This window comes from Loigolactobacillus iwatensis, assembly GCF_003950295.1.
GTDB classification, from domain to species: domain Bacteria; phylum Bacillota; class Bacilli; order Lactobacillales; family Lactobacillaceae; genus Loigolactobacillus; species Loigolactobacillus iwatensis.
Genome location: NZ_RHNP01000042.1, coordinates 1 through 19,998, shown reverse-complemented (window position 1 = coordinate 19,998; position 19,998 = coordinate 1). Strand labels below are relative to the sequence as shown.

Sequence of the window (19,998 nt, the reverse complement as noted above, 5' to 3'; positions counted from 1 at the left end):
ATTTATTTTTATTGCGCAACTACTACCATGGCCGGACGCAAAACGCGATCCTTCAAATAGTAGCCCTTTTGTAAAACCTTAACAATCGTCTCAGGCTTTTGATCACTCTCCACTGGCACAGTTTGAACTGCTTGGTGAATAGTCGGATCAAAAGTCTTGTTTTCAGTTTCAATTTCGGTAACGTTATGTTCTTTTAAGGCACTCTCTAGATGATCATAGACCATTTGAATACCCTTTTTTAACTGCCGTCCGATTGGATCTGAAACATCAATTGCTAAAGCACGTTCTAAATTATCAACAACGGGTAAAACGGACTTAGCCAAATCTTGACCGTCATATTTTGCTAATTGCTCCCGTTCTTTTTTAAAACGATTATTCATATTCTGAATTTCTGCTTCAGCACGAAGATATTTATCTTCATTACTAGCAACCAAGGCCTGTAATTTCTTGATTTCGGCCTGATCCAATTCATGTTGCTTGGTTACATTCGCATCATCGCTAACCGTTTCTTTTTTAGCGGTGGCCTCTTTTTTGTCACCTTTAACTACCTTTTCAGTAGTTGCGGCTGTCGTTTCTTGATCTAAATTTTTTTCGGATGGAAATTCCGGTTGTTTCGTAGATGGTTTCTTTTTATCAGCCAAATCATTCACCTCCAGTGACTATTCATCCCCAAAGTGAGCATAATAATCAGTAATTTTTTTTGCTAACTCCTCACGAAAGACGTCTAATAACCCAATCATTCGTGAATATGGCATGCTGGTCGGTCCTAAGAGTGCAATCATACCTCGGCCATGTTCACTAACATTATAAGTTGCGGTAATTAAACTAAAATTTTTCAGTAAGTCGTTCGTCATTTCGTCGCCTAAACGTACTTCAATTGGCTGATCCGCTGGTTCCCCTAGTAGCTTAGCCAAATCATCGTTTTTATCAATCATAGCGTAAAGTGATTTTAATTGGTTAACGTCCTTAATGGTACTGGTATTAATTAGATTCATCTTACCGCCAACATAAAAGCGTTCTTGAGCCGCTTTCTTCAAAACACCACCAAATATATCTAAGAAGCCAGATGGTGTAATCATGTAGTGCGTTAAAAGTTGCGGAATACTTGTATGCAACTTCTTAATCACTTTCGTTAGTGGTAGGCCGACCAACTCATCGTTTATAATTCGAATGACCTTTTCTAAACTATCACTATCAATTCCATTAGGAATCGAAAAGATTTGGTTTTCAACCGCACCGCTATCAGTCACTAAAATCGCCATCACCTGGTTATTGTCCAGTGGTACTAAACGAAAACCGGTTAAACGTGCTTCCTTTAATTCTGGTCCTAAAGAAATTGCAGTATAACTAGTCAAACTTGATAGGATTTTAGCGGACTGCGCAACAATTTGATCAATCTCATGATAGCTTTGGTCAAAGGATGTTTCAATAACTGCCATATCATTTGCGTCTACACTGCTAGGCTCGACTAAATGATCAAGGTAATAACGATACCCTTTCATCGATGGAATGCGTCCGGAAGATAAGTGTGTTTTTTCAATTAACCCCATATCCTCTAAATGAACCATTTCATTTCTGACAGTGGCAGAACTGACGTGCATTGGCAACTGTTCAAGAAGCTTTTTCGAACCGACAGGCTGGCCATATTCAGTATACAAACGAACAATCTCTTTCAAGATGAGTAACTGCCGCTTGGTCAGCATTCTAACCACCTCTTCTTTAGCACTTAGCATCTATGAGTGCTAACACAATTATTAATATAACAACTTCCTTGAATTAAGTCAAGGCAGGACAACCTTTTTCTTACAAAAATATTATTTTATAAAATCAAAAAACGTCTCAAAGGATATTTTAGCCCATCACATTAACCTAACAAAGTAATTATGTCGTGAATTGTTTTGATGATCACGGTCAAAAATAAATAATTTTATGCACATTCCTAATTAAATTCATGTATCTAAGTATAAACTTCGTCAAAAATTGAATTTATTGTTTGGTAAGGCCCTAATTTAAGGCAAACTAAAAACGACTTCAAAATAGTCTAACTCATTAGATTATTTTTAGTCGCCTTATTCTAAATTGCCTCATCAATCAAAAATTCTTGGAAAACATCATTACCCAAAAATTCACCACGCTTCGTTAGGCTTAAACGATCGCCTTGTTGTTTCATTAAACCACGCTTAATTAAGTTATTAACGGTTTGTCCGTAAACTGCCTCAATCGTCAAATGAAACTTTTCTTCAAAACGACTTTGGGAAACACCCTCCATCTTACGTAAGCCAAGAAACATTTCCTCTTCAATCTGTTCAGATAAAGATAAAACGCGATGCTCAAAAACAGGTAATTTATTGGCCCGTAAAGGCTGTAAATACTGTTGAATTGGGCCGAAATTTTGGTAACGATCCTTTCCTAAATAACCGTGCGCGCCAGCACCAAAGCCAAAATATTTCTCATTTCGCCAATAAATTAAATTATGCTGGGATTCCATCCCTGGTAACGCAAAATTACTAATCTCATACTGCGCACGACCTGCCTGAGCAAATTTTTCAATGGCTAGTTCATACATATCGGCCTCGGTATCTTGCGTTGGTAAAAACAGCTTTCCTTGACGCATCATATTGTAAAAAACGGTTTTACGCTCAAGAATTAACGAATAAGTTGCGTAGTGTGGCAAATCTAAGGCAATTGCCCGATCCAGACTATCCGTAAAATCGGCAATACTTTGCCCTGGTAGACGAAAGATTAAATCAATACTGATGTTATCAAAGCCAACTTTACGTGCATTTTTAATGGCCGTATAAACGTTAGCACTAGTATGGATTCGACCAATTTTTTTTAAAATCTCGTCATTAAAAGACTGAACTCCAATGCTTAACCGATTAACCCCATAATCACGTAGCACCTGCAATTTATCAATTGTGAGTAGATCATTGGGATTGGCCTCAAACGTGAATTCACCCTCCTCAAAGGGCAAGTAACGGCGAATTCCCGCTAATAAATGGGCCAACTGTTTTGGCGTTAATGTGGTGGGTGTCCCCCCACCAACGTAAATTGTTTTAATCTTTTCCGCAGGATGCGTTGCCATTACCAATCGCATTTCCGTAATCAGACGGTCAATATATTCATCAACTGGCTGTCCCTCCAAGAAGACCTTATTAAAATCACAATAATAGCAAATATGTTCACAAAAGGGAATATGTAAGTAGGCCCCGGTCATGAAAGCAGTTCCCCCTTATATTGCGTAAAGTAATCGCGAGTTGCCACTTCATCAATTTTAAGTTGGTCAATCAAGCCAGCGGCACTATCAAACTTAACTTCACCACGTAAACGACTGTACCAAGCAACTTCAACCGGTTCGCCGTAAACCATCTTGCCAAAATTCAGAATGTAGATTTCGATTGTCACGTCACGGTCATCACCAAAAGTAATATTACGACCAATCGAGGCCATGCCTAAATACCAGACGTCACAAATTTTAATTTGAACCGCATAAATTCCAATTCCCGGCACCCGTGAATAAGGTTCAGGTCGAATATTAACCGTTGGAAAGCCAATTGTCCGCCCCCGTGCCTCACCATGGACCACGGTGCCAAGCAAGTGGTACGGATAACCTAATAAACTATCCGCTTCATCAATATCACCAACATCAATTGCGTGCCGAATTCTTGTTGAACTAACTTTTTCTGCATTTTGATTCAACTGGCCGACCTGAATAACGTCAAACCGTCCCTTTGCGAATTGTGGTAAATCGGCCATTCCCGCACGTTGTGGACCAAAAGTATAATCAAATCCTGCTACCGCTACCTGGGCATGCAAATCCACAATGTACTGTTTAACAAATTTTTCCGGCGCTAAGTTAGCAAAAGCTGAAGTAAAATCAACAATGTAAAGAAGATCCACTCCTAATTCTGCCATCCGGTCTATCTTTTCTGGAATCGTTGTTAAGTAAGTCGCTGAACGACGATCCAATTGATGAAAGACCAGCGATGGATGTTGGTTAAAAGTCATTACGGCCAAGCGTAAATGACGTTTTCTTGCTTCCTCTCGGGCACGCCCAATAACCGCTTGATGCCCGCGGTGTACGCCATCAAAAAAGCCCAAGGTCAAGACTACCGGTTCTGGTTTAATTTGTTTAACTGAGTACGGGTGGTGAATTCGAACGACGTCCATATCAATTACTCCTTTAATTCAAAGATCAGTTTTCAACTGAAAACATCTTTTCTGGTTTATATAAATTTGGGTATTGTGACTGGTGGTACAACGCCTTGATTGATCCTTCAAAACGAACGGCAACCGACGCTTCGTTGGCAACCATACTGAAAATTTCTGCAGGTAAAAAGGCGCCGTTTTGAACTTGGTGCCACTGCTCGATTGTTAAATCTACGGCGGGATAGTGACGCAAAGCATAATCCAACGGTCGTAAAACCGTTAACGATTGTTGCTTTTCCACTAGGTCCGTCAGTGCTTCTAAACTGATAGTATCAGCGAGTGCAAAACCACCGCTGTATGTTCTCGTTAAAGCAGACATTACCGCCGGATAACCCAGCTTAACCCCCACATCAACGGCTAAAGTGCGGACATAGGTCCCCTTTGAACAACTAACCTCAAATTTAAACTTGACCGTTTTAGCTTGTTCATCATATTGTGGTTCATTTAAGCGTTTAAAATCCGTGATGGTGACCTGCCGTTTAGGTCGTTCAACGGTTTCTCCTGCCCGTGCGTAATCATAAAGTCGCCGACCGTTAACCTTAATTGCTGAGTACATAGGCGGAATTTGGGTAATGGTACCCACGAATTGTTGCAAGGTTTGATCAATTACTTCATTACTGGGTGCTGCTGCAACTGCCTTTGTGGCAATAACCTCACCATCCAGATCCTCAGTTGTCGTCGCAAAGCCCAAGGTTACCTCACCTTGATAAACTTTACCACTCCCAACTAAATAATCAACGACCTTGGTTGCTTTGCCGATACAAATTGGTAAAACACCATCAACGTTAGGATCCAGCGTTCCTCCATGACCCACTTTACGCGTTTTTAAAATATGACGGACTTTTGAATCACATTGTCGACTTGTCATTCCTCTAGGCTTATATAATGGTAAAATACCATCCATTTGACATCCCCCACTCAATTTTATTTACTGACGCTTACTTTTAATTAGACGTATTTATTATAGCAAAAAAGCGGCTAAGTCACAAAAGAAGCCGCTATCATTTTAACAAACAAAAAAGAGTGTGGAAAAACGCCTTTACGAAACTACAAAATTCAATCGTAAGCGTCTTTCTCCCACTCTCTCATAGGTTATCCACGTTCTTGTCGGTGCAATTGATCAATTAATTGATCAATTCGATTGCCGTATTGAACTGATTCATCACGTTCAAAGGTTAGTTCAGGGATTTTATATAAACGAATTCGTTGCCCTAATTCTTTGCGAATCAGACCGCTTGCTTTTTCTAACCCTTGTTGTGCCTTTTCACCATCATGTGCAGTATCAGAAAGAATACTGTAATAAATAGTGGCCTGTTGTAAATCACCAGTTACATCAACACCAGTAATTGTGACGCCTTGTACACGTGGATCACGTACTCGTTTCATCAAAATATCCGTTGTTTCTTTTTGGATTTCCTGTGAAACACGACCAATCCGATAATGTGCCATTAGTTTACCTCCAAGGTCTACTACTTAACCGGAACTTCTTCCATGATATAAACTTCAATTGTGTCACCGATCTTGACATCATTGTAATTTTCAATCATCAAACCGCCTTCAAAGCCCTGACGAACTTCTTTTACGTCGTCCTTCAAATGCTTTAAACTAGCAATTTTACCATCATAAACGACAATCCCATCCCGAATTAAGCGAACACCTGAATCTCGTTGAACTAAGCCACTTGTAACGTAAAAACCAGCAATGGTCCCAACTTTAGAAACCTTGTAGATTTCACGAACTTCAAGCTGCCCAATCACTTTTTCTTGATAGGTTGGTTCAAGCAAACCTTTCATTGCAGTTTCAACTTCATCAATTGCTTGATAAATAACGTTATGCAAACGAACATCAACGTCTTCTGAATCTGCCTGTTCCTTTGCCCGTGCAGTTGGGCGAACGTTAAAGCCAATAATAACCGCGTTACTTGCTGCGGCCAAAGTAACATCACTTTCATTGATTGCACCAACGGCCTCATGGATAATATTAACCCGAACGCCTTCGACCTCAATCTTTTGTAAGCTGTTAGCTAAAGCCTCAACTGAACCTTGTACGTCAGCCTTGATAATAACATCAACTTCTTTAAGTTGACCTTCTTGCATTGTTTCAAACAAGTTATCCAAGGTAACGTGCTTAGTATGATTACGTTGTTCTAATACAGCACGTTTAGCCCGTTCTTCACCAGCAGCACGCGCCGTTTTTTCATCTGCAAAGACAACAAACTTATCGGCAGATTCTGGAACATCACTTAAACCAGTAATCTCAACGGGGGTTGAAGGTGTTGCTTCCTTAACTCGGCGACCTTGATCACTGGTCATGATCCGAACACGTCCAAAGGTATTCCCAACAACAATTGGATCGCCAATGTGTAAGGTTCCTTGTTGAACAAGTAGCGAGGCAACTGCGCCTTTACCCTTATCCAAGCGAGCCTCAATGACAGTTCCGGCGGCCTTTTGTTCTGGATTAGCCTTTAATTCAAGCATATCGGCTTCAAGTAAAATCATTTCGAGTAATTGATCGAGGTTTTTACCAAATTTTGCGGAAATAGGAACAAAAATGGTATCGCCACCCCAGTCTTCAGGAATTAAACCATATTCGGTTAATTGCTTCATCACATTATCAGGATTAGCGTTAGGTTTATCAATCTTGTTAACCGCAACGATAATTGGTGCGTGGGCGGCCTTAGCATGATTAATTGCTTCAATTGTCTGTGGCATTACCCCGTCATCGGCGGCAACAACCAGTACAATAATATCGGTAATATCTGCACCTCGAGCACGCATATCCGTAAAGGCAGCGTGTCCTGGTGTATCCAAGAAAGTAATTAAACGATTATTTGATTTCACTTGGTAGGCACCAATTGCCTGTGTAATTCCGCCTGCTTCACCCTCAGTGACGTTAGTATGGCGGAGTTTATCAAGTAATGTTGTTTTACCATGATCAACGTGCCCCATGATGGTAACAACTGGTGGCCGATTTTCAAGGTGTTCAGTATTTGTTTGACCATCTTCAAAGAATTTATCTAAATCAGAAATATCAACGGTAACCTTTTCTTCAGCCTTAATCCCGTAATCAGCGGCAAGAATTTCGATCGTGTCCTTATCTAAGGATTGATTTTGGTTAACCATCGTGCCCATCATAAATAATTTCTTAATGATTTCGGCTGGTTCACGATGAATTAATTTAGCAATATCCTGAACGTTCATACCCTCAGTATATTGTAATACTTCTGGCAACGCACGATCCTTCCGTTGCGTTGCTGGTGCTTGGGGTTTGCTTGAATGATTATAGCGGCGGCCCCTCTTTTTATTAAAGCGACCACGATTATTACCGCCAAAACGATTGCCGCCACGGTTATTGTTACCACCAAAACGGTTCTGCGTTCCACCAAAACGATTATTATTACGACTATTACCATTCCCACCAGTAACTCCGGTGCGATTGCTGTTGTTAATCCGAGTTGTGTGCCCACTTGTCACATTTTGTGGATTGGCAGCATTTATTGGCGCACGGTTAGGTGATTTAGCCTGTGTGTTAACGTTTTGGTTCGCGTTAATTCGTGCATGGTTATTATTATGTTGGTGATTATTATTTGATTGACCATGATTATTATACTGTTGGTTACCACGGTTATTATTAAACCGTTGGCCCTGACGGTGGTCATTATTATTTTGCGACTGAGTAGTTGTGTGGTGTCCTTGCGTCTGGCTACTCGTATGACTTTGACTACTTTGATTGCTTTGATGATTTTGGGTACTTTGGATGTTGTGAGCTACTGGCTTGTTGGCCGAGTGTTGTTCGTGATTAGCCGGTTGGGCCGGCTTTTTACTTGCGACACTTTTAGTTTGTGTGTTTGGCTTTTTCTCCTCCTTTTTTGGTCCAAAAGTTGCCCGTAAAGTCTTTTCTTGACTATCGTCAACAGTAGACATGTGATTTTTAACCGAAATTCCGGTCTTTTTGGCGTGATCCAAGATCACTTTAGATTCGACATTTAATTCCTTTGCTAGTTCATAGATACGTTTTTTAGCCATATCTTCACGCTCCTTGCGTATTCAGTAGCGCAATCAGTCGCTTAGCAAAACCTTGATCAACCACTGCGATGATTGTTCGTGGTCGGCCTAATGCTTGACTCATTGCTTCTTTGGTGAAGGCGTTTAAAACGGGCACACTGTAAGTGTCACCTTTTGCAGCAAATTTAGCCTGAGTTGCTTGACTTGCGTCAGTCGCAACCAAAACTAATTTGGCCTTTTCCTGTTGAATTGCCTTGATCACGAGGCCCTCACCCATCACCAATTGCCCGGCTCGCAAACTAAGTCCCAGCAAATTCAACGCTTTTTGATTACTTAGCATCTTTAGTGCCAAAAAGTTCTTGGCGTGCTTTTTGATGCTTAACGTAGGCTAACAATTCTGCATAAAAATCATCAGTCACCGCAACATTTAGAGCTTTATCTAAAATATGCTTGTTACCTGCTGCCTCAACTGCTGCCGGTTCAAGCGAAATATACGCACCTCGTCCGGATTTTTTACCAGTTGAATCAATAGTGACAACGCCTTCTTTATCACGAACGATCCGAACCATTTCTTTTTTAGGTTTCATTTCGTTACTGACAACATCTTTACGCATGGGAATCTTTCGCTGTTTCATGTGTGTCACCCCCATTAGTCTTCTTGATTAGTTTGGTCGGTGTCATCGTCGTCAACTGGCGTATCATTTACTTCTGTTGCCGATGTTTCTGGTTGCTTTTCTTCATCAGGTTCTTCTGATACTTCAGGTTCATCGGCCTCAGTTTCGGATTTAATATCAATCTTATAACCCGTCAACTTAGCAGCAAGTCGTGCGTTTTGACCACGTTTTCCGATTGCTAATGATAATTGATAATCAGGCACAATAACGGTTACGGCCTTTTCATTTTCCGGATCAAAGGTGACATCAACCACTTGGGCCGGATTTAGGGCGTTGGCAATGTATGCTGCCGGATCGTCCATCCATTCAATGATGTCCATATTTTCACCAGAAAGTTCATTGACAATTGCTTGAACACGTTGACCCCGGGGACCGACACAAGTTCCAACTGGATCAACGTTTTCTTCATTGCTACGAACTGCCATCTTAGTTCGATCGCCAGCCTCACGAGAAATTGAAACAATCTCTACCGTTCCATCATAAATCTCTGGAACTTCTTGTTCAAATAATCGTTTAACCAGGTCGGGGTGTGTCCGACTAACATATACTTGCGGTCCCTTTGGTGTATTTTCAACCTTAGTTACGTAAACCTTAATTCGATCATGGGGTTCGTAATGTTCGTTCGGCATTTGATCATTTTTAGCCAAAATAGCCTCAATTTTACCCAAACTAACGTAAATATAGCGGCTATCCCGACGTTCAACGACACCTTGCATAATCTCATTTTCGTACTTAATGTACTGATCATAAATGATATTACGTTCTGCTTCACGAACACGCTGTAAAATAACTTGCTTGGCTGTTTGGGCCGCAATTCGTCCGAAGTCTTTCGGAGTTACCTCAAAACGAATATCATCACCAACCTCATAAGCATCATTAATAACTAAGGCATCTTTTAAGCTTACTTCTAGGCGGGAATCAAACACTTCATCAGTAACTTCCTTAACGGCGTATACGTGAATATCACCCTTGGCCTGATCAAACTCAACCTCTACATTTTGTGCCTGACCGTAGTTACGTTTATAAGCTGATACTAAGGCAGCTTCTAGTGCTTCGATCACAACTTCTTTTTTGACGCCCTTTTCCGTTTCCAGTGCATTTAGGGCGCTCAGCATTTCCTTGCTCATTTTTGTTCGGTCCCTTCAACTTAAAATTCAATCGCCAATCTGGCCTGCGCAATTTTTTTACGATCAAAAGTCATTTCTTTATGTCGTGTTTTAATTTTTATGTCCAATGTTAATTCATCCACCGAAATTGATTTCAGGGTACCTTCATAGATTTTAGCACCCGCAACTGGTTGGTATAAGGAAATATGAATATAGTCGCCAATTGCTCTTTGATAATCAGCCTCTTTTTTCAAAGGACGTTCTGCGCCAGGCGATGAAACTTCAAGAAAATAGGCCTGCGGAATTGGATCAGGATCCATAGCATCAAGCTGTTCGCTAACCTTTTCACTTACAAGTGCGCACTCTTCGATATCAATGCCACCAGGTTTATCAATATAGACGCGTAAATACCAGCTTTTTCCTTCCTTCACAAATTCAATGTCAACCAATTCAACATGAAGATCACTCACAATCGGCGTTACAACATCCTGAACTGTTTCTATGACGCTACTCACACTGACGCCTCCTTTAAAAATTCGATTACTTTTTACATGATTAAAGTGTGTCTAGAATTTAACCAATAAAAAGAGCGAGCATCGCTGCTCACTCCAACTAAGGTATCAAAATACTGTTTATATAATACCATAGAACCTGTGCTAGCGCAACTTTCCCTACCTTAACTACATCATATCAAACAAGGATAACTGATTTTCATCTGGCATCCCGTCGAGAACATGATTTTCAGTCAAATAATCAATTAATGTCTTAGATACTTTACCACGCTTACTCAAATCTTCTTTAGATAAAAACGGCTTTTCTTCCCGGGCAGAAACAATTTGTTTAGCAACGTTCATGCCTAAACTCGGAACTGCTCTAAATGGCGCCAAAAGTGTTTTCCCATCATCTTCAATGATAAATTCTGCCGCATCCGAGCGCTCAACACTAACCATTTCAAATTTAAAACCACGCTCAAGCATTTCGTTAGCCAACTCTAAAACGGTTAAAAGATTTTTCTCTTTCGCTGAAGCATCCATTCCCTTATCCGTAATTTCCTTCATGGCCGCCTTAACCGCATCTTTTCCGTGGGCCATAGCAACCAAATCGAAATCCTCAGCTCGAACCGTAAAGTAGGCCGCGTAATAAAGAATTGGATAATAAACTTTAAAGTAGGCAACCCGTAACGCCATTAAAATATAAGCGGCCGCATGTGCCTTAGGAAACATGTACTTAATCTTTAAACAGGAATCAATGTACCAATTGGGGACATTTTCATTTTCGCGCATGGCCTTTTGCCACTCATCAGGAATCCCGCGACCTTTACGCACGTGTTCCATTATTTGGAAGGCCATCGAAGCATCCATCCCGTAATGTATTAAATCAAGCATAATGTTATCCCGACAACCGATGACATCCTTTAAAGTGACGACGTTCTTTTGAATTAGTTCTTCAGCATTACCCAACCAAACATCCGTCCCGTGTGACAAACCAGAAATCTGTAGTAATTCAGAAAAAGTGGTTGGGTGAGTTTCTTCCAACATTCCACGGACAAAACGAGTTCCAAATTCTGGAATTCCTAGCGTCCCAGTTTTTGAACCAATTTGCTCCGGCGTAACATCTAAAGCATCGGTACTCGAAAACAAGGACATCACCTTAGGATCAACTGGTGGGATTGATTTCGGTTCAATTCCCGACAGGTCCTGTAATTTACGGATCATCGTCGGATCATCATGGCCTAAAATATCCATTTTCAAAATATTATCGTGAATTGAATGAAAATCGAAGTGACTCGTCTTCCAAGGCGCAGTCTGATCATCAGCCGGATATTGAATTGGCGTAAAGTCATAAATATCCATGTAATCTGGCACAATCAAAATACCGGCCGGATGCTGTCCTGTGGTTCGCTTAACTCCTGTTGTGCCCTTTGCCAAGCGATCAATTTCTGCACCGCGGTATGTTTGCCCAGTATCCCGTTCATAGGCCTTAACGTAGCCATAGCCAGTTTTATCCGCTACCGTGCCAATGGTACCAGCACGGTAAACGTTATTTTCACCAAAAAGAACCTTCATATAATTATGGGCAATTGGCTGGTAGTCACCGGAGAAATTAAGATCGATATCCGGCACTTTGTCACCGTGAAAACCTAGAAAAGTTTCAAAAGGAATATCATGGCCATCCTTTTCTAAGTCGCTCCCACAGTCAGGACATTTTTGGTCGGGTAAATCATAACCAGAACCGTATTCACCTTTAGTAAAAAACTTAGTGTAATGACACTTATTACAACGATAATGTGGCGGTAAGGCATTGATTTCGGTAATTCCGGCCAAATAGGCCACCAAACTTGAACCAACGGATCCACGTGAGCCAACTAAATAACCATCCTTATTACTTTTATGCACTAATTTCTGCGCGATCAAATAATGCACCGCAAATCCATTACCAATAATACTTTTCAGTTCCTTAGAAATTCGGTCATCAACAATTTCAGGTAGCTTTTCACCATATAGTTCATGAGCCGTTGTGTAGGTCATTGTCTTAATGTCATCTTCAGCACCGGGCATTTTAGGTGTGTACAGTTTATTTTTAACCGGTGACATGACTTCAATTTCTGCCGCAATCTTTTGTGGATTAGTAACCACCACTTCTTTGGCGGTTGCTTCCCCTAAGAAATGAAATGATTTTAGCATCTCATCTGTCGTCCTAAAATGTACATCAGGTAAATTAATTCGGTTCAGCGGATTAGCGCCACCTTGAGAATTAATTAAAATTTTACGGTAAATTTTATCTACAGGATCAAGGTAATGCACATCTCCAGTTGCAACAACAGGTTTGCCCAATTCCGCACCAATTTTAACAATATTCTGGATGATTTCTTCTAAATCGCCATTATTGTTAATCAGTTGGCGCTCCAGCAGTGGTGCATAAACCGCTTTAGGCATAATCTCTAAATAATCGTAAAATTTAGCTTTTTTGCGTGCTTCATTGTAACCTTTTTGCATCATTGTTGTAAAAACTTCACCGCTAGAGCAGGCCGAGCCAATCATAATACCTTCCCGGTACTTTTCTACCACACTACGTGGCAAGCGCGGAATTCGATAAAAGTAACTAATCATCGACAACGAGACTAACTTAAATAAATTCTTCAACCCGGCCTGTGTTTTGGCCATTAAAACGGCGTGAAACGGTCGGGCCTGTTTATAGGCATCATTTTCACCTAAATGCGAATTTAGATCATCAATGTACTGCATATTGTAACGTTTTTCCGCGTCTTTTAGGAAAATGAATAACAAGTGTCCTGTTGACTCAGCATCCGCATTGGCCCGATGATGGTGTTCCAAGTTAACTTTAAAACGTTTTGCCAATGAATCCAATTTATGATTTTTAAATTCCGGATGAAGCAAGCGAGCGAGTTCCAACGTATCAACAATTGGAACCTCTACTTCACCCATATCATGACGCGCGTAACCTGCATTCAAAAAACCAATATCAAACGTGACGTTATGCCCGACCAAAACGGTACCTTGATAAAAAGCCTGAAATTTTGTGAAGGCCTCCTGTTCAGTATTAGTTCCTCGGACCATATCATCAGTAATGCTTGTCAAATTAATGGTCGTTTCCGATAATGGATGTCCTGGATCAATAAAGGCCTCAAATTCGTCAATTACTTCGCCGTTTTTCATTTTAACAGCAGCAAGTTCAATAATCGAATCGTAAACCGCGGATAACCCTGTTGTTTCCGTATCAAAAACCACATACTCGGTGTCCTTTAACGATGCATGACTTAAATTATAAGCAATCGGAACCCCGTCATCAACCAGATTGGCCTCAACACCATAAAGGATCTTAACGTTATTTTTCAATCCTGCTGTATGTGCTTCTGGGAAAGCCTGAACGGCAGCATGATCTGTAACCGCCACTGCCGTCTGACCCCATTTGGCCGCCTGAGCAACATACTCACTAATATTGTTTGTCGCGTCCATTTGGCTCATATTAGTGTGCAAGTGTAACTCAACCCGTTTTTCACCCGCAGGGGCCTGATCCAATCGCTCTTGGTGTTTAATTTGTTGAATATCACGCCCGTTTAGGACCAAATCACGCATGAAATTATCTTCCTGAATACTCCCTTTTACTTTGACCCAAATGCCGGGTTTCATAGCCGCAAATAATTGTTCATCTTCATCAGTCCGGGAAAATTTTTTGACAGTAAAAGAAGAAGTGTAATCCGTCATTTTAAAAATAAGCAGCTGTCGTTTTGATCGTAAGACACGAACTTCAACGTCAAAAACGTAGCCCTCAATCACCACTGAATTCTCTTCTTCGGTCAAATCAATCATTCGGCGGACTTCCTCTTTGGCATTAATTTGCCGCCCCATCAAAATTGGTCCAGAAACCGCCTCTGTTGATTTTTTCTCTTTCTGGGCCGCCACCTTTTGCAAACTGACGGCCGCCTGCTTGGCAAGGGCCGCATCCTGCTTGGCCTTTTGCGCCTTAAACTCGTCAATTTTTTGCTGTGATGCCGATTCATCAATCATCGGGTGAATGGATAATTTAGGAAAGCCAACTGTTTGATAGGCCGTCTCAATTGGTTCTAAGGCCTGAGTCACTAAAAAGTTTTTAATAATTTCATTATCAGCCAACAGTAGAACCCGCCGATCATTCAAATACGGTTGGCCTTTTTCACATAAGTCTTGAATGAAGGGCGAAGTAATGCCGCTGGTTTTTACAGCGTAACGCCAATAATCGGCAAGCTTTTGATTATCAACTTGGGCGTTGCGACTACTAATAGAAAATTTTATTCGCGCAATATCGGCAAATGCCTGTTGTAAATGTTGGCCTAACTCAGTAAATAGACCAAATGGTAAAATATCTGCAAATTCAAAATAAAATTGCCAAACTTTAGATTGCTGATGGACAATTACTTTCTTGACTTTGGCCTGTTCAAAATATTGACTTTGCTCATCTGGCAAATCAAGCTTAATCTGTTCAAGTAATTTACTGAACAACTCACTTTCGCTTAAACTCACTATGGCCATCCTTTCTTGTAAAGCACGCACGGTTAATAAAAAGTGGCGCAAAAAATATTTGGCAGTTGTTATCAACAAAATCACACTGGCCAAAAAAATTGCGTCACACTTTCTTAATTAGTCTTCCACTTGTTTCAATAAAATACTGATTGTATCCACCAATTCAGACTTCTGGACTTCAATTGTTTCACTAGTTTGGCGAATTTTAACTTCAACGATACCCTCACTGGCCTTCTTACCAATGGTAATTCTTACTGGTAAACCAATTAAATCTGCATCGGCAAATTTAACCCCGGCCCGTTCTTTTCGATCATCTAGTAAAACACTGTAATTGGCAGACTCTAATAACTGCTCAGCCTCTTTGGCCAAGACCATTTGCTCATCATTTTTTGCGTTAACTGGAACAACGTGAATATCAAATGGTGCTATTGCCCGCGGCCAAACTAAACCACGATCATCAGACCGCTGCTCCGCAACCGCCGTGAGTAATCGACTCACACCAATTCCGTAAGAGCCCATGATAATTGGTTTGCTTCGACCATTCTCATCAAGAAAATTGGCGTTCATGGCCTCAGTATAACGTGTACCTAGTTTAAAGACATGACCAATCTCAATTCCTTTGGTAAATTTTAAAACGCCTTCACCATCAGGAGACATTTCACCCTCAGTAACATAACGTAAATCAGCAAATGCCTCTGGTGTAAAGTCGCGGGTCAAATTGGCATTACGGTAATGTTGGCCCTCTTCATTAGCGCCAACAACAACGTTCACAAGATTTTCAACACTATTGTCTGCTAATAAACGAACCTTTTGCGGCAGGCCAACTGGACCCAAAGAGCCAAAGCTGGCACCTAAAACTTGCACTGCATCGGCATCACTTGCTAGCTCCAAGGATGCGGCAGCAAGATAATTTTTTAATTTAATTGGATTAATTTCGTAGTTGCCTTGAACCAAGACCATAACCGGCTCACCATCAGCCATAAAGAGCATGCTCTTTACCGTCTGTTTAGGGTCTAACTTCAGAAATTCGGCTACCTCATCAATTGTTTTAGCACCTGGCGTTGCAATCTTTTCTAAGCGTTGTAAATCCTCATGGGACTTTTTAGCTAAATTCAAACTTGTAGCCATATCTAAATTAGCGGCGTAATCACTTGCATCAGAATAAACAATCGTGTCTTCACCAATATCGGCCATTGCTGAGAATTCCAGCGAATCTTTGCCGCCCATCGCACCAGCATCACCAATGATCGAACGAAATTTCAAACCACAGCGTTCAAAAATAGTCTTGTAAGCCTCTGCCATGTCACGAAAAACAGCATCCAAATCGGCCAAATTAGCTGTAAATGAATACGCGTCCTTCATAATAAACTCACGACCACGTAAAAGGCCAGAACGTGGTCTCTTTTCATCACGGTATTTTGGCTGAATTTGGTATAAAACTTGGGGCAACTTTTTATAAGAATTCAAGTTATCCCGAACTAGGTCGGTAAAAGTCTCCTCGTGCGTTGGACCTAAAATAAAATCACGATCATGCCGATCCTTGAATTTAAATAATTCCGGACCATAAGTATCGTAACGGCCAGATTCGCGCCATAATTCTGCTGGAATCACTTCCGGCATGAGCATTTCAACGGCATCGATTTTGTCCATTTCCTCTTCAATAATCCGGTTAATTTTTTGAATGACCTTATAGGCCAAAGGTAAATAACTATAAATACCAGCCGAAACCTGCCGAATATAACCCGCCCGCAACATCATCTGGTGGCTTTTAGATTCTGCATCGTTCGGGGTTTCTTTTAAAGTTGGAATGAACATTTTCGATTGTTTCATAAAGTCGTCTCCTTTTTAATCACAAACATATAGCTATTTGGAACAATCGCTAGTCAGCATGTACTCACCGGATAAAAAAGCGTTGAACATCATTCCACGTCACTAAAATCATTAATAGTAACATTAACCCAAAACCAATTAATGATATAATTCCTTCTTTTTCTGGATCAATCGGTTTACCTCTAACCGCTTCAATTAGATTTAATAGAATTTTACCACCATCTAAAGCTGGAATTGGTAATAAATTCATGACCCCAACACTAATTGATAAATAGGCCATTAAATTGATAATCGTTGGCAAACCACTTTGCGCGGCCTGCGAGGTCATTGCGTACATGGCCACTGGACCACCAAAATTATTCAGATTAAAGCCATGAACAAACATACCACCAATAACCTTAAAGGTCTGGGAAACAATAAACCAAGGTTGCGTAAAACCATAGGCAATCTTAGCACTGAAACTCGTATCAAGTGCCACTGCAACACCGAGTACACCAACTTTCTTACCGTTGGTCTTTTGTGCTTTTGGCGTTGCAGTAATTTTTTCAGAAGTCCCTTTATGCCGTACCGTTAGCGTTATCTTTTTATTTGGATAACGATTAACCTGCTGTGCAACATCCTGAAAAGTTGGCGTTTTGACACCGTTAACAGCAGTAATATGATCGCCTGCTTTTAATCCCACTGCTTGGGCCGGTGAATTATCTTGGATCGTTCCTAATTCGTTGGATGTTTTAGCAACGCCACCCATTAAAAACGCCACCAAAATAAAACCAATAATTCCTAAAATTAAATTATTCAAAATCCCAGCAAAATTAGTTAATAATCGCTTGGGAATTGAGGCCGATTGGAATTGTACATCGCGTGGTGCAATCTGAACTTCAGTGCCACTTTTTTCAATAATTGTCGCATCGTGATCAACATTGTACCGGCGTAGTTCAGTCTCATCACCATTTTCATAGCCTTCAATAAATAAATCATCCTGTAAATCACTCTTAGCAATTTCAAACGGAATTCCTTCATTTAAAGTGACTTTTTGACTAACGTTGATCCGACTTACTTTCTGTTGCTCATCTAACGTTAAGAGAACCGACGTGCCAGGCTGTAATTCATCATCCTCATCATCCGCAATCCCGGCCATTCGCACATAACCACCAATTGGTAGTAGACGTAAAGTATAGGTCGTTTCATTGCGTCGTGATGCCCAAAGCTTTGGCCCCATACCAATCGAAAATTCCCGAACTAAAATGCCGGAGCGTTTGGCAAAATAAAAATGGCCAAATTCATGGACAATAACAATTGCACCAAAGATTAGAATGAATACAATAAGTGTTTCCACACAGTTTCCTCCTCAATAAATTGAAAACTGGTACCTAGGATTTATGCGCTTTAGACTAATAAAAATAGGTGCAAAATAGGTAAAACAAATAACAAACTATCAAAACGATCAAGAATACCACCATGTCCGGGTAAGATCTTACCCGAATCCTTAACACCATAGTAACGTTTATAAGCCGATTCAACTAAATCGCCCAATTGGCCGACAATTGAAAAAACTAACGTTAATAACAACATCACTGGCCAAGCGTAAACCTGGATTTGTGGTACAAAATAGGTAAAGACGCCCCCAACAATTAAGGCACAAATTGTACCACCAATTGATCCTTCCCAGGTTTTATTTGGACTAATGAGCGGTGCCAATTTATGTTTTCCTAGCTTACGTCCAATTTGGTAAGCTCCAATATCCGTTGACCAAATAACAAACATAATATAAAAAAGCATCATTACACTGGTCTCACGCGCCACAATAAAATAGTAAAAACCGGTACCAATATATAAGGCCGCTAATGCCGTGACCCCAACGTCGTCAAAATTCAAACGATTTTTAGAAAATACCATATTAACAAGAAGTAACATAACAAATAGATAAATAAAATAGAGCCGGTTAATATTCGCCGGTAGCCAACTATCAGGAACCATAACTGCAAGTAATGTTAGGGCTCCAAGCAGTGCCTCTACCGAAACAATAATTTTTTTTCGCATAATAAAAATTTCTGATAAACCGACTAGTCCGAGGACCACTGCCATGATATCAAAAATTGGACCACCAATAATTACGATGGGAATAAAAATAATCAACGCAACCACTGCTGTAATCACACGCTGGCGCATATAGCTAACACTTCTTTCTATTTTTTTAATCCGCCAAATCGGCGGTCACGGCCTTGATAAGTTGCAATTGCAGCATCGAAAGCCGCTGCATCAAAATCCGGCCAAAGCTTTTCTGTAAAAACTAGCTCACTATAAGCAATTTGCCACAGAAGAAAATTGGAAATTCGTTCTTCGCCACTGGTACGAATTAATAAATCTGGATCCGCGTACCGACCAAGTGGGGCCGTCATTAATGCTTGATCAACGGTTTTCTCATTGATATCAGCAGGTAATAACTGCCCACTAGCTGCCTGGGCCGCAATCTTTTGAACGGCCGTTACAATCTCAGAACGACCACCATAATTAAGTGCAAAATTAAGGATCATACCTGTATTAGCCTTTGTGTCGGCAATCGCATCAGCGGCCGCCTTTTGCGTCTTCTTTGGCAAACGATCTGTGTACCCCATTACATTGACTTGAACGTTTTCAGCAACCAATTCCGGTACGAAAGTATCAAAAAAATCTACCGGCAATTGCATTAAGTAACTCACTTCATCTTCAGGCCGCTTCCAATTTTCTGTCGAAAACGCGTAAAGTGTTAACACCTTAACACCAAGCCGACTGGCATGCTTTGTAATCAGCTTGACTGTTTCCATCCCTTCCTTATGACCAAAAAGTCGTGGTCGGTGTTTCTTTTGCGCCCAACGTCCGTTTCCGTCCATTATGATGGCAACATGTGCTGGTATCCGCTGCGGATCAAGTTGTGACCCTAACTCTGATGTTTTATTTTTTCGAAATGAAAACACACGGATCCCTCCAGTCGAAATTTAAAAGCCAAACCTTATTGTAACAAAAAACCTGCTGACTGACTATCATCTGCTAATAGAAAAAAAGAGGAAAACGCCCAACGACGAATTCCCCGAAATAAATGGCTCTATACTTTTTCCTGTTGATAGTTTACAAATGGTAAACTATTAACAGGATTTTTGTGCAGAAAAAGAGCTCA

General features: G+C 40.7%; 16 protein-coding genes. All 16 read right to left on the bottom strand.

Annotated features, from left to right (window positions below):
• Positions 1-8 precede the first annotated feature (8 nt).
• Positions 9-641 (bottom strand): nucleotide exchange factor GrpE, encoded by a 633-nt coding sequence (gene grpE / locus EKM98_RS10255; protein WP_125982478.1) that lies wholly within the window; start codon positions 639-641, stop codon positions 9-11.
• An 18-nt stretch (positions 642-659) separates the two neighbouring features.
• Positions 660-1,703: a heat-inducible transcriptional repressor HrcA gene (gene hrcA / locus EKM98_RS10250; protein ID WP_068224608.1), complete on the bottom strand. Its 1,044-nt coding sequence runs from the start codon at positions 1,701-1,703 to the stop codon at positions 660-662.
• Between the two features lie 371 nt (positions 1,704-2,074).
• The gene (gene hemW, locus EKM98_RS10245; protein WP_125982476.1) at positions 2,075-3,217 is read right to left on the bottom strand and encodes a radical SAM family heme chaperone HemW; all 1,143 of its coding nucleotides are present in this window, start codon (positions 3,215-3,217) and stop codon (positions 2,075-2,077) included.
• On the bottom strand, positions 3,214-4,170 hold the full coding sequence (gene ribF / locus EKM98_RS10240) for a riboflavin biosynthesis protein RibF (protein ID WP_125982474.1): 957 nt from the start codon (positions 4,168-4,170) through the stop codon (positions 3,214-3,216). Before ribF ends, hemW begins: the two co-directional genes overlap by 4 nt.
• Before the next feature lie 25 nt (positions 4,171-4,195).
• A complete protein-coding gene (truB, locus tag EKM98_RS10235) occupies positions 4,196-5,113 on the bottom strand; it encodes a tRNA pseudouridine(55) synthase TruB (RefSeq protein ID WP_125982472.1) in 918 nt (305 codons plus the stop codon).
• Between the two features lie 188 nt (positions 5,114-5,301).
• Complete coding sequence (rbfA, locus tag EKM98_RS10230) at positions 5,302-5,658, bottom strand: 30S ribosome-binding factor RbfA (RefSeq protein ID WP_125982470.1); 357 nt, start codon at positions 5,656-5,658, stop codon at positions 5,302-5,304.
• Between the two features lie 20 nt (positions 5,659-5,678).
• Positions 5,679-8,234 carry a translation initiation factor IF-2 gene (infB, locus tag EKM98_RS10225; RefSeq protein WP_125982468.1) on the bottom strand — a complete coding sequence of 852 codons (2,556 nt, stop codon included), beginning with the start codon at positions 8,232-8,234 and terminating at the stop codon, positions 5,679-5,681.
• Between the two features lie 4 nt (positions 8,235-8,238).
• Positions 8,239-8,553, bottom strand: coding sequence for a L7Ae/L30e/S12e/Gadd45 family ribosomal protein (locus EKM98_RS10220; RefSeq protein ID WP_068224629.1), 315 nt, complete (start codon positions 8,551-8,553; stop codon positions 8,239-8,241).
• Positions 8,543-8,848: an RNase P modulator RnpM gene (gene rnpM, locus EKM98_RS10215; protein WP_125982467.1), complete on the bottom strand. Its 306-nt coding sequence runs from the start codon at positions 8,846-8,848 to the stop codon at positions 8,543-8,545. Before rnpM ends, EKM98_RS10220 begins: the two co-directional genes overlap by 11 nt.
• A gap of 14 nt (positions 8,849-8,862) precedes the next feature.
• Positions 8,863-10,014 (bottom strand): transcription termination factor NusA, encoded by a 1,152-nt coding sequence (nusA, locus tag EKM98_RS10210; RefSeq protein ID WP_125982465.1) that lies wholly within the window; start codon positions 10,012-10,014, stop codon positions 8,863-8,865.
• A gap of 20 nt (positions 10,015-10,034) precedes the next feature.
• The gene (gene rimP, locus EKM98_RS10205; RefSeq protein WP_125982464.1) at positions 10,035-10,508 is read right to left on the bottom strand and encodes a ribosome maturation factor RimP; all 474 of its coding nucleotides are present in this window, start codon (positions 10,506-10,508) and stop codon (positions 10,035-10,037) included.
• Positions 10,509-10,673: 165 nt separating this feature from the next.
• The gene (locus tag EKM98_RS10200; protein WP_125982462.1) at positions 10,674-15,014 is read right to left on the bottom strand and encodes a PolC-type DNA polymerase III; all 4,341 of its coding nucleotides are present in this window, start codon (positions 15,012-15,014) and stop codon (positions 10,674-10,676) included.
• A gap of 117 nt (positions 15,015-15,131) precedes the next feature.
• Positions 15,132-16,844 carry a proline--tRNA ligase gene (locus EKM98_RS10195; protein ID WP_125982461.1) on the bottom strand — a complete coding sequence of 571 codons (1,713 nt, stop codon included), beginning with the start codon at positions 16,842-16,844 and terminating at the stop codon, positions 15,132-15,134.
• Between the two features lie 64 nt (positions 16,845-16,908).
• On the bottom strand, positions 16,909-18,180 hold the full coding sequence (gene rseP / locus EKM98_RS10190; RefSeq protein WP_125982459.1) for an RIP metalloprotease RseP: 1,272 nt from the start codon (positions 18,178-18,180) through the stop codon (positions 16,909-16,911).
• 50 nt (positions 18,181-18,230) lie between these two features.
• Positions 18,231-19,013: a phosphatidate cytidylyltransferase gene (locus EKM98_RS10185; protein ID WP_125982457.1), complete on the bottom strand. Its 783-nt coding sequence runs from the start codon at positions 19,011-19,013 to the stop codon at positions 18,231-18,233.
• 17 nt (positions 19,014-19,030) lie between these two features.
• On the bottom strand, positions 19,031-19,798 hold the full coding sequence (locus tag EKM98_RS10180) for an isoprenyl transferase (RefSeq protein ID WP_125982455.1): 768 nt from the start codon (positions 19,796-19,798) through the stop codon (positions 19,031-19,033).
• Positions 19,799-19,998: the final 200 nt, after the last annotated feature.

Bases quoted from the DNA above. Each gene is read 5' to 3' on its own strand.
- hrcA (WP_068224608.1), bottom strand. From the start codon at position 1,703: ATGCTGACCAAGCGGCAGTTACTCATCTTGAAAGAGATTGTTCGTTTG.
- hemW (WP_125982476.1), bottom strand. From the start codon at position 3,217: ATGACCGGGGCCTACTTACATATTCCCTTTTGTGAACATATTTGCTAT.
- ribF (WP_125982474.1), bottom strand. From the start codon at position 4,170: ATGGACGTCGTTCGAATTCACCACCCGTACTCAGTTAAACAAATTAAA.
- truB (WP_125982472.1), bottom strand. From the start codon at position 5,113: ATGGATGGTATTTTACCATTATATAAGCCTAGAGGAATGACAAGTCGA.
- rbfA (WP_125982470.1), bottom strand. From the start codon at position 5,658: ATGGCACATTATCGGATTGGTCGTGTTTCACAGGAAATCCAAAAAGAA.
- infB (WP_125982468.1), bottom strand. From the start codon at position 8,234: ATGGCTAAAAAACGTATCTATGAACTAGCAAAGGAATTAAATGTCGAA.
- EKM98_RS10220 (WP_068224629.1), bottom strand. From the start codon at position 8,553: ATGCTAAGTAATCAAAAAGCGTTGAATTTGCTGGGACTTAGTTTGCGA.
- rnpM (WP_125982467.1), bottom strand. From the start codon at position 8,848: ATGAAACAGCGAAAGATTCCCATGCGTAAAGATGTTGTCAGTAACGAA.
- nusA (WP_125982465.1), bottom strand. From the start codon at position 10,014: ATGAGCAAGGAAATGCTGAGCGCCCTAAATGCACTGGAAACGGAAAAG.
- EKM98_RS10195 (WP_125982461.1), bottom strand. From the start codon at position 16,844: ATGAAACAATCGAAAATGTTCATTCCAACTTTAAAAGAAACCCCGAAC.
- EKM98_RS10185 (WP_125982457.1), bottom strand. From the start codon at position 19,013: ATGCGCCAGCGTGTGATTACAGCAGTGGTTGCGTTGATTATTTTTATT.